Consider the following 13,058-nt stretch of genomic DNA (forward strand, 5'->3'; position numbering starts at 1 on the left):
GTGCGGGCCGACCGGGGTGACCTTGCCCGCGGCGTCGACGACATAGGAGGCGCGTAGCTGTCCGTCGTCATAGCGGCCCTGTACCTGGATGGGCGCGCCCTTCGTCACGTTCGCGTCGCGGCCGCCATCGACCATTGCCTTGCCGCTGCCGTCCTGCACCACGAAGCGGTCACCATAGACTTCGGCGACGTGGCCCTTGACCGTCACCACGCCGCTGCTGCTTGCGAGCCGGGCGACCGGGGTCGCCACGGTCGGCGCCATTTCGACGCCCGGCCGGGTCAGCGACACCGCGCCCGCCCCGCCCGCCGCGCCGATGGCAAGGCCGATCGCGACGCCCAAGCCCAGCTTTCCGGTGCTGCCCAAAGAGAATTTCGCCATGTGCTTCACTCCTTCGTTGTTCGATGGAGCCGTTGTAGCGAGTCGTGCCCTCGCCACGCTGAACCCGGTGGTTCAGTTTCGGTTTAGGCGGGGGTGACATTGGCGTTGTCGTCGGTCTTGAATAGTCGTTGCGCCTGTCGGCCCTGTCGAGGGGCTGTTGGGGCAGGTGCTTCGATACGGGTCTTCGACTTCGCTCAGCCCCTACTCAGCACGAACGGGAGCGGGGCAGATAAGTTTAGCGGAGCGGCCATGCGGATATTGCTTGTCGAGGACGATCCCGATCTGGGGCCCGCCATCGCGCGGGCGCTGCGGGGCGAACAGTGTGCGGTCGATCTGGTGCCGAGCGGGATCGACGCGCAACATCTGGGCGAGACCGAACGCTATGACGTCGCGGTGCTCGATCTGGGCCTGCCAGACCGCGAGGGAACGGCGGTGCTGAAGGGGTGGCGTGATGCGGGGCGCGACCTGCCGGTGCTGGTGTTGACCGCGCGCGACGGATGGTCGGACAAGGTGGCCGGCTTCAAGGCCGGGGCCGATGATTTCCTGACCAAGCCGTTCCGGATCGAGGAGCTGATGATGCGGCTGCGCGCGCTGGTGCGGCGGTCGGCGGGGCATGGCGCGACGCGGATCGCGTGCGGGCCGCTGGCCTATGAGACGCAGACCGGGGTGTTCGAGCTGGACGGGCTGCCGGTCAAGCTGACCGCGCTGGAGCACCGGGTGCTCGCCGCGCTGATGCTGGCGAAGGAGGCGGTGATCGAGCGGCTGGACCTGATGGAGCGGGTCTATGAAGGCGATGCCGATGTCGATTCCAACAGCCTGGAGGTGATCATCGGGCGGCTGCGCAAGAAGATCGGCGCGTCGCTGATCGAAACGGTGCGCGGGCGGGGATATCGGCTGACGGCGGGCGGGCAATGAGGCTGCCGCGGTCGATCCATGGCCGGATGCTGGCGCTGTCGGTGGCGACGACCTTGGTCGCGCTGCCGGTGGCGGGATTTTCGATCGGGCATGTGCTGGAGCGGTTCGTGACGCATGGTGTCGACGAACGGCTGGCGGACCGGTTGCAGTTGCTGAGCGCCGTCGTGCGCGCCGATGGCAGCGTCGACCGCGAACTGCTCGCGCGGCCGGGGGTCGAGGAAGCGTTCGGGCGCGGCGGCGCATGGACGATCGATGCGCCGGGCGGAGCGTACGGCAGCGCGATGTTGCCGATCGCGGTGCCGGGACCGCCCCGCCCCCATCCGGCGGGTGCGCGCGAGGGGATACCGTTCGATACCGAGCTGGGCGACGGCACGCCGGTGCACGGCCTGATCCAGATCCGCGAGAGTGAAGCCGGGCCGGTGCGGCTGGGCGTCGCGGTGCCGCGCGCGGCGATCGAGCAGCCGCTGCGCGGGGCGATGCTGCCGCTGCTGGCGACGCTGGCGATCGTCGCGCTGGTGCTGGCGGTGGTGACGTTGGTGCAGCTGCGGCTGGGGCTGCGGCCGATCAGGACGTTGCGCGAGCGGGTGGCGGCGGTGCGCGAGGGCGCCGCTGCCGATGTGCCGGAGGATCAGCCCGAGGAACTCAGGCCGCTGGCGGTCGAGCTGAACGCGCTGGTGCGCGACAATGCGGCGGCGCTGGCAGCCGCGCGGGCGTCGGCGGCGAACCTGGCCCATGCGCTGAAGACGCCGGTGGCGACGCTGGCGCTCGACCTGGCCGACGATCCCCGCCGGCGACAGGTCGAGCGGATCGATGCGACGATCCGCCACCATCTGTCGCGGGCGCGGGGTGGGGCGGTCGACCGGCGTGCGGCGACCGCGTTACGGCCGGCGGTCGAGGCGCTGGTCGGCGTGGTGCGGGCGTTGCACCGCGGCGGCGGCGTGGCGGTCGAGGCGGACATCGCCGATGTGAGCGTCGCGGTCGATGCGGCGGATCTGGACGAGCTGGCCGGAAATTTGATCGACAATGCCGCGCGCCATGCGCGGTCGCTGGTGCGGGTGGTGGCGGTGCGCGACGGGGCGATGGTGCGGCTGTCGGTCAGCGACGACGGACCCGGCATTCCCGCCGTCGACCGCGCGCGGGCGACCGATCCGGGGGTGCGGCTGGACGAGCGGGGCGACGGGCACGGCTTCGGCCTCGCCATCGTGCGCGACGTAGCGGCGCTCTATGGCGGTCGGCTGACGCTGGGTGAGGCGGACGGCGGCGGGCTGGTCGCCGCCGTCACGCTGCCGGTCAGCGCGGCAGGTTGAACACGATCCGCTGGCTGTTGCCGGTGCAGGCGGTGTTGTTGTCGGGGCGGAAGCTGCTACGGAAACGGGTCGCGCCGATCATCTTTTGCGCGGCGTCGCCGAACACGAACGGCGGATAGGCGGCGACGGTGCGCGGGGTCAGCGTATGGCCGTCGGCGGCGATGTCGAATTCGACCCGCGCCCAGCCTTCGAAGCCCATCTGCAACGCTTCGGTCGGATAGCGGGCGCTGGTGGCACCTTGCTTGGCGACGGCGGGGGTGGGGGCGATCAGCGCGCATTGGTCGCTGCTGAGCCCGGTGCGGGTGAACGCGGCCTGGGCGGCGGCGGTGTCGCCGCTCTGCGCGGACAGGTCGGCGCGGTTGAGCAGCGCGGCGACCTTCAGCGGATGGGTATCGGGCAGCGGCGCGGCGAGGACCGCGTCGATCATTTGCGTGCGCTCGACCGAGCGGACCTGACTGCCGCCATTGGCCAGCATCATCCTGACCGTTGCCGCCGACAGCGGATCGGCGGCGACCTCCGGCCGGCGCAGGACGGTGCGGAAGCCGTCGAGCACCTGGTCGTAATTCTTCGCCGCGACATAGGCGTCGCTGATGCGGAAGCGGGTGGCGACCGCTGCCGGCGCACCGGTCGCCTGCGCCAGAGTCAATGCCTCGGCGATCAGCGGGCGCGCTTCCTCGGCGCCGACCAGCTGCGAATTGAACATCCAGCCGAGCGCGCGCAGTTCGGCGACCTTGTCCCCGGCGGTGCGGGCGCGGGCCACTTCGGCGCGGGCGAGCGGCAGGGCGCGGGCGGCGGGCTGTTCTTCCCAGGCGAAGGCGGGCGCGCCCTTCGACGTCAGCCATGTATCGAACGCGTCGTCGATCGGCTGGGTGATCGACGGGCGCTGGGCGGCGGTCGAACAGCGCAGCTCGACCCGTGCCGATTGCCGCCAGAAGGCGGGAATGGCGGTCGCGTCCTCGGGCTGCCACGACCAGTCGCCGACCGCGCGGGCAAAGGCGAGCGCCGCCGCGCGATTGCCGGTGGTGTAGATCGGCGCGACGTTGCGCACGATGCCGTCGTCGCCGAGGGAAAATTCGACCACGGCGACTTCGGTCGGCTTCAGGCCGGCGGGGCCGCCGCAGGGCGGCAGGTCCATCTGTCGCGCGCCGGCAAAGGGCGCCTTTTCGAGCCGGCCGGCCCCGGTATAGGCGAGATAGGTGCGGGCGCGTTCGCGGTCGCCATTCAGCAGCGCCGCCTGCGCAAGGTCGGCGCGGGTCGCGATTTCGGACAGATTGACCTTCTGGTCGAGGCCGCCCTGTTTCTTCAGCGAATCCTTGAGCACGGTATAGGCGTCGGCGGTGCGCCCTTCGTTGAGAAGCACGCGGGCATAGCGGGTCTGGACGGCGGCGACCGTCGCCTTGTCGATACTGGCCTCGGATTCGGTCAGCTTGCGTGCTTCCTCGGCATAGGCGAGCGCGCGGCCGTCATGGTCGAACGATAGGGTGCGGGCGAGGGCGAGCAGCGGGACGACCCGTTCGACCCCCTTGGCGAGGTCGAGCGCGGCGCGGTAGGCGGTGGCGGCGGCGTCATAGTCGAACGCGTCATAGGCAGCGTCGCCCAGCGCGAGATGGGCGGACCCCAGATCGGCGCGGAATTCGTCGGGCTTGGCGGCGAGTGTCGGCAGGCCGCGGCGGATGGCGGCGACGCCGGCCTCGCGCTCGCCCATGCGGACGCGGCAGATGCCGCCGCGCACCGCGATCGCGCCGGTCAGCAGCGCGTTCTTGTTGGTCGCGGTGCGCCTTTCCAGCGCCTCGTAGAGTTTCAGTGCCTCGGCACAGTCGCGGGTGGAATAGGCGGCGTTGGCGGCATCGAACTGCGCCTGCAACGTCAGGGGCTTGGCCGGGGCGGCGGGCTGGGCCGGGGTCGCGGCCTGGGCGAGGGCCATCAGGCCGTGCAGAATCGGATCGAGCATGTTTTTCCCCCTGTTTCCAAGGATCAAAGCACGGCAATGTTACAGCGTCGATGGGGGATGCGATGAAGCGTTGGGCGGGCTTTGGCGGCTGGGCGGCCGCGCTGATGCTGGCGGCGGTGCCAGCGGGGGCGGCGGCGCCGACCTATCCCGCGCGCACGATCCTGTTGTTCGTCGCGTCGTGGTGCGCGCCGTGCCATGGCGAGATCGCGGCGCTGCCCCGGTTGAGCGAGGCGGCGGGATCGTGGACGGTGCTGGTGGTGCCGATCGATCGCGGGCGGGCGACGGCAGCGATGGTGCAGGGGGTGCCGGTGGCGCAACGCTGGGTGCCCGATGCGGCGCGGATGGCGGCGATGCGCGAGGATCTGTTCGGCGGGACGGCGGGGTTGCCGTTCAGCGTCGCGGTCGGTGGCGACGGGCGGCCATGTGGCGTGCATCGCGGGGTGTTGAGCGCGGCGCGGGTGGCGGCGTTGCGGGCGGGGTGTGGGGGGTAGGTGACTTCGCGCTTTTTGAGGCCTAACTCGATGGAGTTCGTTGCGACGGTACATGTCGATTGGCGTAGCGCGTACCCCCGCGTAGGCGGGGGTCCAGGGTTCCAGACGCAGGCCGTTGTTTTGCTTGGCTCTGGACCCCCGCCTGCGCGGGGGTACGGCACATTAAGACTTTCAGGTCCCTCTTTCCCCGTTAGCCGGTTGATCAGAAGCGGGTCCCCCGTCTGCGCTCGGTGACGGTGGTCTCAGAGTGTCAGAGCGTGACGCTGCCGCCGGTTCCGCCGCGCAGGGTCAGCGATTTGACCACATTGCCCTGGCGGATATTCACCTGATTGACCTGCGCGCGGTAGACGTCGGTCAGCACGGTCGAGCGGACCGCGACGGTTTTCGGCTTGCGCGGCGCCTTCCCCACATAGTCGATGCGGACCTGCGAATGGGTCAGGTCGGTCGAGACATGGGTCAGCGGGAGGGGCTTGCCGTCGATCGTCAGGGTGAAGCGGCGCAGGATGTAATTCTGAAGTGCGGCGACCGCCTTGGGATCGTCGAGGCTGACCTGCGCGTCGGGTGCGATCTTCGACAAGGCGGGTTCGATGTCGTGCGCCTCGAACCGGTGCGACACGGTGACCTTGCCATCGGCCAGCGTCACGACCGCGAGCGAGTCATGCCCGCGATGCGCCTGGGCCGGGGCGATCACCGCCATAGCGGCGAGGAGGGCGAGCGGCGCCCTCACTTCGCCACCGGCGCGGGATAGGTCTGGAGCGAGCCGGGCTTCACCTGCACGTCGAAGTCCTTCATCCGGTTTTCGAGATCCTCGACATCCTCGATCTCCAGCACGACGGGGCGGATGGCGCCGCGATAGACATTGTTGCCGCGATCGGCATCGGCGATTTCGAGCAGCGGATCGACCTCCGCCCCGGTGATCGTCTTGCCCGTGACATACTGCCACGTCACCGCCTTCGGATTGTAGCGCCACACCTCGGCGGGGATGCGGACGATCTCGGTCGTGTTGTCGCTATAGGTCAGCTTGAGCGGGATCGGCATGACGAGGCCGCCGATGTTGCGGAACGAGAATCGGTAGAATTTGTCGCGTACCTGGAAGGCGGCGCGCTCCTCCGGGGTCAGCTTGGCGAGCTTTTCGGCGAGGTCGCGGCGCTGCTGCGGGCTGACGGCGAAGCGGTCCTGCCGGTCGTAGAAGTCGCGCGTCGACGGGTCGCGTTCGGTGACGGTCCGCTGTCCGGCATTGTTGCGCACGGTCAGCGAGGTGTTTTCCGCATCGGCCAGCGCGCGGCGTTCGCGGGCATTCGCCTCCAGATCGCCGCCGGCGATGCGGCCCTCGACCACCTTGTCGAGCGCAATGTCGACATGGTCGGTCGAATAGAACCAGCCGCGCCAGAACCAGTCGAGATCGACGCCCGAGCTTTCCTCCATGGTACGGAAGAAGTCGTAGGGGGTCGGCCGCTTGAAGCGCCAGCGGGTGGCATATTCGCGGAAGGCGCGGTCGAACAGCTCACGCCCCAGCACGGTTTCGCGCAGGATGGTGAGCGCGGTCGCTGGCTTGCCATAGCCGTTGGCACCGAATTGCAGCACCGAATCCGACTGGGTCATCAGGGGAACCTGATTGTCGGACAGCATATATTCGGCAATGTCCTTCGGCTCACCGCGCCGCGACGGGAAATCCTTGTCCCACAGCTTTTCGGCCTGGAACTGGAGGAAGGTGTTCAGCCCCTCGTCCATCCATGTCCATTGGCGTTCGTCACTGTTGACGATCATCGGGAACCAGTCGTGGCCGACCTCGTGGATCACCACGCCGATGAGGCCGGTCTTGGCGCGTTCGGTATAGGTCAGCTGGCCGGTCTTGGCGTCCTTCACCGGCCGGGGGCCGTTGAAGGTGATCATCGGATATTCCATGCCGCCGACGGGGCCGTTGACCGACTGCGCCACCGGATAGGGGTAGGGGAAGGCGAACTTGCCATAGACGTCGATGGTGTGGGCGATCGCCTTGGTCGAGTACGCATCCCAGAGCGGGCGTGCTTCCTTCGGATAGAAGGACATCGCCATGACATTGGGGTTGGCGGCGTAATTCTGCCGCACGTTCATCGCGTCCCATGCGAATTTGCGCGACGATGCCCAGCCGAAGTCGCGGACATTCTGCGCGGCGAAGGTCCAGGTCTTGGTGCCCGAGGCACGGCCGCGTTCGGCGGCGACCGCTTCATCGGGGGTGACGATGTACATCGGCGCGGTAGCCGATTTGGCCTGCTCCAGCCGCTGGCGCTGGGTAGCGGTCAGCACCTGATCGGGGTTCTGGAGCACGCCGGTCGCCGAAACGACGTGATCGGCGGGCACGGTCAGCGCGACACGATAGTCGCCAAATTCCAGCGTAAATTCGCCGGCATCGAGGAAGGCCTTGTTATGCCAGCCTTCATAGTCCGAATAGACGGCGAGGCGCGGGAACCACTGGGCCCCTTCGAAGATGCAGTTGCCGTCCTCACCCTGTCCGGTGAAGCATTCATAGCCGGAGCGGCCGTCGACGACCTTCTGCTCGGCCATCGGGAACGACCAGTCGATCGACAGCGTGACCTCCCCGCCATTGCCGGCGACCGGCTGCGGCAGTTCGATGCGCAGCAGCGTGTCGGTGACGCGGTGGGCGAGCGGCTGACCATCGGGGCCGCGCACCGCCGAAATGGTGAAGCCGCCTTCCCACGTCTTCATCGCCTCCGCCCGGCGGATCTCGCCGATGCTGATCGACGTCGCATCGGGCACGGTCTGCGTCATCTGCGCGATCGACGACCGCTTATACTGGTTCTGGTCGAGCAGCAGCCAGAGATAGGGCAGCGCATCGGGTGAGTTGTTGCGGTAGCGGATCGTTTCCGTGCCGGTCACGACCTTCGTCGCTTCGTTGAGCGACACCTTGACGTCGTAATCGACCTTTTGCTGCCAGTAGCGATAGCCCGGCGCGCCCGATGCGTTGCGGTAATCGGTCGGGGTCGGCCAGTCCTCTCCCTCCAGCTGGCGGAACTTGTCCTGCCAGTCGCCCTTGGTCTGGCGGATCGGGTCGGCAAGGGCGGGAGTGGTGCTGAGCAGCAGCGCGATCAGCGCGAGGCGGGGGGCAGCGGACAAGCGGGCGGGCCTTTCGAACGTAACACTGTATCGTTACGCCGGATACCAGACACGTCAACCATCCGCTGTCGCGGCACGGGCGACGAAATCGCCTCCCATGCGTTTGCGGCGGCGTTGAAATCAAGGAAACTGCCATGACCCGACCCGCCGGAACCGAAGGCTTCACGCTGAACCAGACGATGCTGCGCGTTCGCGACCCCAGCGCCAGCCTGGCTTTCTATCAGGATGTGCTGGGCATGACGTTGTTGCAGAAGCTGGATTTCGAGGAGGCGGCGTTCTCGCTCTATTTTCTCGGCTTCCTGCGCGACGGGGAGAGCGTGCCGAGCGACCCGAAGGAGCGGGCGCGGTTCGTGTTCACCCGCGAGACGACGCTGGAATTGACGCATAACTGGGGGACCGAGGACGATCCCGATTTCGCCGGCTATCACAGCGGTAACGACGATCCGCGCGGCTTCGGCCATATCGGGATCAGCGTACCCGACGTCGCCGCGGCGTGTGCGCGGTTCGAGGAGCTGGGTGTGACGTTCCGCAAGCGGCCGGACGAGGGGCGGATGAAGGACATCGCCTTCATCACCGATCCGGACGGTTACTGGATCGAAATCCTGTCGCCGAATGGCATGACACAGGCGGTGGTCGACGCGGGAGACGACGCATGAAGGCGGTCGCATTGCGCGCGCCCGGCGGGCTGGACCGGCTGGAGGTTGTCGATCGCGCCGATCCGGGGCAGCCGGGGGCGGGCGAAATCCGCGTGGCGTTGCGGGGCAGTTCGCTCAACTTCCACGACTATATTGTGGTGAGCGGGAAGTCGCCCGCCGAGGATGGCCGGGTGCCGATGGCGGACGGCGCCGGCACGGTCGAGGCGGTCGGCGAGGGCGTCACCGACTTTGCGGTGGGCGACATGGTCGTGTCGTGCTTCTTTCCGGATTGGCAGGATGGCGGGCCGACCGTCGGCGATTTCGCGCGGACGCCCGGCGATGGCATCGACGGGTTCGCGCAGGAGGTGGTCGTGCTGCCGGCGACGGCCTTTACGCTCGCGCCCAAGGGCTGGGATGCGGTCGAGGCGGCGACGATCACCACCGCCGGCCTCACCGCATGGCGGGCGCTGGTCGTCGATGGCGCCTTGAAGGCCGGCGACCGGGTGCTGCTGCTGGGCACCGGTGGCGTGTCGATCTGGGCGTTGCAGATCGCCAAGGCGATGGGGGCGATGGTCGCCATCACCTCGTCCAGCGACGAAAAACTGGCGCGGGCCAAGGCGTTGGGGGCGGACTTTACCGTCAATTATCGCAGCGACGACGACTGGGGTGTGACCGTCGCCAACTGGGCCGAAGGGCGAGGGGTCGACCATGTGGTCGAGGTCGGCGGTCCGGCGACGCTGGCGCAGTCGATCGCGGCGGTCCGGGTCGGCGGGCATATCTCGCTGATCGGCGTGCTGACCGGCATGGGTGGCGAGGTGCCGACCGCCGCGCTGATGGCGAAGCAGGCGCGGTTGCAGGGGCTGATCGTCGGCAGCCGGCGCGAGCAGCAGGAGTTTGTCCGCGCGCTGGACGCGATGGGGTTCCGGCCGGTGGTGGATCGGCGGTTCGGGTTGGAGGAACTGGCCGAGGCGTTCCGGTTTCAGGAAGGCGGCGACCATTTCGGGAAGATCGGGGTGGGGTGGTAGGGGCATCGTCTAACCCTCACCCATGCCGTACCCCCGCGCAGGCGGGGGTCCAGAGCCAAGCAGCGAAATGGTTGCGTTTGTGACCCTGGACCCCCGCCTGCGCGGGGGTACGGTTACTCTACGGGAACCCGCTCAATTCCCGCTGGGCGACTTCGCCTTCACCGTCTCCGGCGGGGTGATCGGCGACAGCGTCTGCTTCTGCGTCGCGGTGTTGATGCGGCGGCGGCGTTCGAAGGGGGGCAGGTCGACGCGGCGGCCGGTCTTGAGCGCCTCAACAATGCCTTCGATCACGCGCAGGTCGGCAATGCCTTCCTCCACGTCCGGCTCGGGATCGTCGCCGTTCAGGATGCAGTCGGAGAAATATTTCATCTCGCCGCCGAACTGGTCGGTCGGCTTGAACTTCTCTTCGCGCTTGTCGGTGCCGATCGTGATCGTCTGATGCTGGGTATCGCCATAGCCGAAGGCGGGGTCGATATGGATGCTGCCCTTGGTCCCGGCGATGGTCAGGTGGTCGACATTGCCGGCATAATAGCTGACGGTGAAGCTCGCCAGACGGTCGCCGGGCATGCGCAGCACGACCGCGAAGGTATCGTCCAGATCGCCGAAGCCCGCAGCCGCCTGCCGGGTCGCGACCGCCGATTCCACCGCGATGGGTTCCTCGCCGAACAGATAGCGGATGGCGTTGATCGGGTAGGGACCCATGTCGAACAGCGGCCCCGCGACGATACCGTGCTTGGCGCGGTGGTTGTCGGGGTCGAGCGACTGGCTGAACGTCGCGGAGAAGGTCACGAGGTCGCCGAGCTTGCCGTCGCGCACCATGTCGATCGCCGCCAGCGTGCCGGGTTCGAAGTGCAGGCGGTAGGCGGTCATCAGCTTGGCCGACGACGCCGCCTGCGCCGCCGCGATGGCGCGGCCCTGCTCGACCGAGATTTCCAGCGGCTTTTCGCACAGGACGTGGATGCCGGCGGCCAGCGCGGGAATGGCGAATTCGGCATGGCGCCAGTTGGGCGTGCCGAGATAGATCGCGTCGATAGTGCCCGAGGCGAGCAACTCGTGGAACTGGTCGTAATCATAGGTGGCGTCGACATCATATTTTTCGGCCAGCGCCTTCGCCTTCTCCGCATCGCCGGTGACGATCGCGACCAGCTTGGAATTGCCGGTATGCTTGATGCCGGGCAGCATCGAGCGCTGGGTGATGTCGCCCGCGCCGACGACGGCGTAGCGGACCTTCTTGCCTAGCCCGAAGGCGGACGCGATGCTCATGGATGGCTTCTCCGTGGGGATGGGAATGGGGCGCCAACGCACGCCGCGCGGACATTCTCCCGCCCTTTCGGACATTTGGGCCTTATCATGGGTTATCGGTTTCATGCTGTTCCGATCCCGCGCCGCCGATCCCGCCATGCTTCGCGATGCCGAGGGCTATCTGCCGCTCGCCCGCTATGGCGCGCTGGGCGACGGACGCGCGGTGGTGCTGTCGGGGGCGGACGGGTCGATCGACTGGTGGTGCGTGCCGAACATGGATTCGCCCGCCCTGTTCGACCGGCTGCTCGACGGGACGCTGGGCGGCTATTTTGCGATCACGCCGACCGAGGCGTTTACCAGCGAGCAGCGCTATCGCGACGACAGCAATGTGCTGGAGACGATCTTCACGACCGCGACGGGCCGGGCGAAGCTGACCGAGAGCCTGAACAGCGGGACGGCGGGGCGGCTGCCCTGGGCCGAGCTGGCGCGACGGGTCGAGGGGCTGGACGGGCATGTCACGTTCGCGCTGACGCTGCGCTTCGGGCGGCGGGCGGATACCGTCAGCCCCTATTTCGCGCGCGCCGGCGGGCATGACGTGTTCCATGTCGGCGCAGTGCTGGGGCTGGTCCGGTGCAGCGATAATGTCGTCATCGAACGGCAGGGCGATGACGGGATCGACGGGCGGATCGCGGTGTCGCAGGGGCAGCGTGCGACGGTCGGCATCGTGGCGGGTGCCGACGAGCCTTTAGTGGTGCCACCGATCGAGGCGATCGATGGGCGCATCGACCTGTCCGATAAGGAATGGCGCGACTGGACGCAGGCGCTCGACTGGGCGGGACAGCTGCATTGTGACGGGGCGCGGCGGGCGCTGGCGATCCGCAGCGCGCTGGCGCTGAAGCTGCTGCTCTATTCGCCGACCGGGGCGATCGTCGCGGCGGCCACGACCTCGCTGCCCGAAAAGGTCGGGGGGCCGAAGAACTGGGACTATCGCTATGCGTGGATCCGCGACGCAGGCTACACGATCAAGGCGTTCCTGCGCATTGGCGCCCATGCCGAGGCGAAGGCGGGCTTTACCTGGCTGTTGAAGCGTCTGGGGCAGGGGGTGCCGAAGGTCTGCTACACGCTGGGCGGCGATCCGGTGCCCGAAGTGCGCGAGATCGACATTCCGGGCTATCGCGGGTCGAAGCCGGTGGTGACCGGGAACCTGGCGACCGACCAGCACCAGCACGGCATTTATGGTGACATCTTCGAGACGGCCGAGCGGTTCGTGGCGTGCGGCAACATCCTCGACGGGCAGAGTGCCGCGACCCTGTCGCACCTCGCCGATCTGTGCGCGGATCGCTGGCGACAGAAGGATGCCGGCATCTGGGAACTGACCGAAGTGCAGCATTACACCATGTCGAAGATCAGCTGCTGGCAGGCGCTGCAACGCGCGGTCGAGCTGGCCGATGCCGGGCAAATCCCGACGACCTGCCGCGACCGCTGGGCGCGCGAACGCGACCGGATCATGGACTGGATCGGCGAGCATTGCTGGGACGACGAGCGGGGGGCGTATCTGTGCTATCCGGGCGCCAAGGGGCTGGATGCGTCGCTGGCGCTGGCGGTGCGGTTCCGTTTCGACGGGCAGGACCGGTTGGCGCGGACGCTCGACGCGATCGACCGGGAGCTGGGGGCAGGGGCGTTCCACTATCGCTACACGGGGATGGAGCAGGAAGAAGGGTGCTTCCTCGCCTGCACCTTCTGGATGGTCGAGGCGCGGGCGATCCTGGGCCAGCACGACCGGGCCGAGGCGGCGCTGGCGGCGGCGATGGACGGGCTGAAGCATGGCACCGGGATTTTGCCGGAGATGATCGATCCGAAGACTGGCGATTATCTCGGCAATCTGCCGCAGGGGCTAAGCCATCTGGCGCTGATTCAGGCGATTGCGACGCTCGGCGGAGCTGAACTTTGAGGCAGGGAACCGCTCGCCGGTTCAATAGCTTGGTCAGCTTCCTGACGGG

General features: G+C 68.1%; 10 protein-coding genes and 1 pseudogene. 6 read left to right on the forward strand and 5 right to left on the reverse strand.

Annotated features, from left to right (window positions below; all coding sequences use genetic code 11):
• Window positions 1-378: pseudogene (locus CA237_RS15945) on the reverse strand (hypothetical protein); the annotation flags it as partial.
• A gap of 249 nt (window positions 379-627) precedes the next feature.
• Between CA237_RS15945 and CA237_RS15950 the strand changes: the two are divergent.
• Together CA237_RS15950 and CA237_RS15955 are read left to right on the forward strand one after the other, a co-directional pair.
• Window positions 628-1,293, forward strand: a complete 666-nt coding sequence (locus CA237_RS15950; RefSeq protein ID WP_126014759.1) for a response regulator transcription factor — start codon at window positions 628-630, stop codon at window positions 1,291-1,293.
• On the forward strand, window positions 1,290-2,600 hold the full coding sequence (locus tag CA237_RS15955) for a HAMP domain-containing sensor histidine kinase (protein ID WP_241215519.1): 1,311 nt from the start codon (window positions 1,290-1,292) through the stop codon (window positions 2,598-2,600). The genes CA237_RS15950 and CA237_RS15955 overlap by 4 nt, the downstream gene beginning before the upstream one ends.
• On the opposite strand, the gene CA237_RS15960 is transcribed toward CA237_RS15955, so the two are convergent.
• Window positions 2,584-4,551 (reverse strand): energy transducer TonB, encoded by a 1,968-nt coding sequence (locus CA237_RS15960; protein WP_126014761.1) that lies wholly within the window; start codon window positions 4,549-4,551, stop codon window positions 2,584-2,586. The two genes, CA237_RS15955 and CA237_RS15960, sit on opposite strands and share 17 nt — an antisense overlap.
• A 62-nt stretch (window positions 4,552-4,613) precedes the next feature.
• Here CA237_RS15960 and CA237_RS15965 point away from each other — a divergent pair, with 62 nt between their 5' ends.
• Window positions 4,614-5,042 (forward strand): hypothetical protein, encoded by a 429-nt coding sequence (locus tag CA237_RS15965; protein WP_126014763.1) that lies wholly within the window; start codon window positions 4,614-4,616, stop codon window positions 5,040-5,042.
• Window positions 5,043-5,292: 250 nt separating this feature from the next.
• Here the strand turns inward: CA237_RS15965 and CA237_RS15970 are convergent, their stop codons facing one another.
• Together CA237_RS15970 and CA237_RS15975 are read right to left on the reverse strand one after the other, a co-directional pair.
• Window positions 5,293-5,769, reverse strand: a complete 477-nt coding sequence (locus CA237_RS15970; protein WP_206433002.1) for a DUF6702 family protein — start codon at window positions 5,767-5,769, stop codon at window positions 5,293-5,295.
• Complete coding sequence (locus CA237_RS15975; protein ID WP_206433003.1) at window positions 5,766-8,156, reverse strand: M1 family metallopeptidase; 2,391 nt, start codon at window positions 8,154-8,156, stop codon at window positions 5,766-5,768. The genes CA237_RS15970 and CA237_RS15975 overlap by 4 nt, the downstream gene beginning before the upstream one ends.
• A gap of 134 nt (window positions 8,157-8,290) precedes the next feature.
• On the opposite strand from CA237_RS15975, the gene gloA reads away from it, so the two are divergent.
• Together gloA and CA237_RS15985 are read left to right on the forward strand one after the other, a co-directional pair.
• A complete protein-coding gene (gene gloA / locus CA237_RS15980) occupies window positions 8,291-8,812 on the forward strand; it encodes a lactoylglutathione lyase (RefSeq protein ID WP_066689697.1) in 522 nt (173 codons plus the stop codon).
• The gene (locus tag CA237_RS15985) at window positions 8,809-9,816 is read left to right on the forward strand and encodes an NAD(P)-dependent alcohol dehydrogenase (RefSeq protein ID WP_126014765.1); all 1,008 of its coding nucleotides are present in this window, start codon (window positions 8,809-8,811) and stop codon (window positions 9,814-9,816) included. Before gloA ends, CA237_RS15985 begins: the two co-directional genes overlap by 4 nt.
• Window positions 9,817-9,948: 132 nt before the next feature.
• On the opposite strand, the gene CA237_RS15990 is transcribed toward CA237_RS15985, so the two are convergent.
• On the reverse strand, window positions 9,949-11,079 hold the full coding sequence (locus tag CA237_RS15990; RefSeq protein WP_126014767.1) for a Gfo/Idh/MocA family oxidoreductase: 1,131 nt from the start codon (window positions 11,077-11,079) through the stop codon (window positions 9,949-9,951).
• Between the two features lie 103 nt (window positions 11,080-11,182).
• Between CA237_RS15990 and CA237_RS15995 the strand changes: the two genes are divergently transcribed.
• Window positions 11,183-13,009: a glycoside hydrolase family 15 protein gene (locus CA237_RS15995; protein ID WP_126014769.1), complete on the forward strand. Its 1,827-nt coding sequence runs from the start codon at window positions 11,183-11,185 to the stop codon at window positions 13,007-13,009.
• The last annotated feature ends 49 nt before the right edge of the window (window positions 13,010-13,058 follow it).

This window comes from Sphingomonas sp. ABOLH (assembly GCF_003951715.1).
Taxonomy (GTDB): Bacteria; Pseudomonadota; Alphaproteobacteria; order Sphingomonadales; family Sphingomonadaceae; genus Sphingomonas; species Sphingomonas hankookensis_A.

Coding starts and splice junctions, on each gene's coding strand:
- CA237_RS15950 (WP_126014759.1), top strand. CDS start 628: ATGCGGATATTGCTTGTCGAGGACGATCCCGATCTGGGGCCCGCCATC.
- CA237_RS15955 (WP_241215519.1), top strand. CDS start 1,290: ATGAGGCTGCCGCGGTCGATCCATGGCCGGATGCTGGCGCTGTCGGTG.
- CA237_RS15960 (WP_126014761.1), bottom strand. CDS start 4,551: ATGCTCGATCCGATTCTGCACGGCCTGATGGCCCTCGCCCAGGCCGCG.
- CA237_RS15965 (WP_126014763.1), top strand. CDS start 4,614: ATGAAGCGTTGGGCGGGCTTTGGCGGCTGGGCGGCCGCGCTGATGCTG.
- gloA (WP_066689697.1), top strand. CDS start 8,291: ATGACCCGACCCGCCGGAACCGAAGGCTTCACGCTGAACCAGACGATG.
- CA237_RS15985 (WP_126014765.1), top strand. CDS start 8,809: ATGAAGGCGGTCGCATTGCGCGCGCCCGGCGGGCTGGACCGGCTGGAG.
- CA237_RS15990 (WP_126014767.1), bottom strand. CDS start 11,079: ATGAGCATCGCGTCCGCCTTCGGGCTAGGCAAGAAGGTCCGCTACGCC.
- CA237_RS15995 (WP_126014769.1), top strand. CDS start 11,183: ATGCTGTTCCGATCCCGCGCCGCCGATCCCGCCATGCTTCGCGATGCC.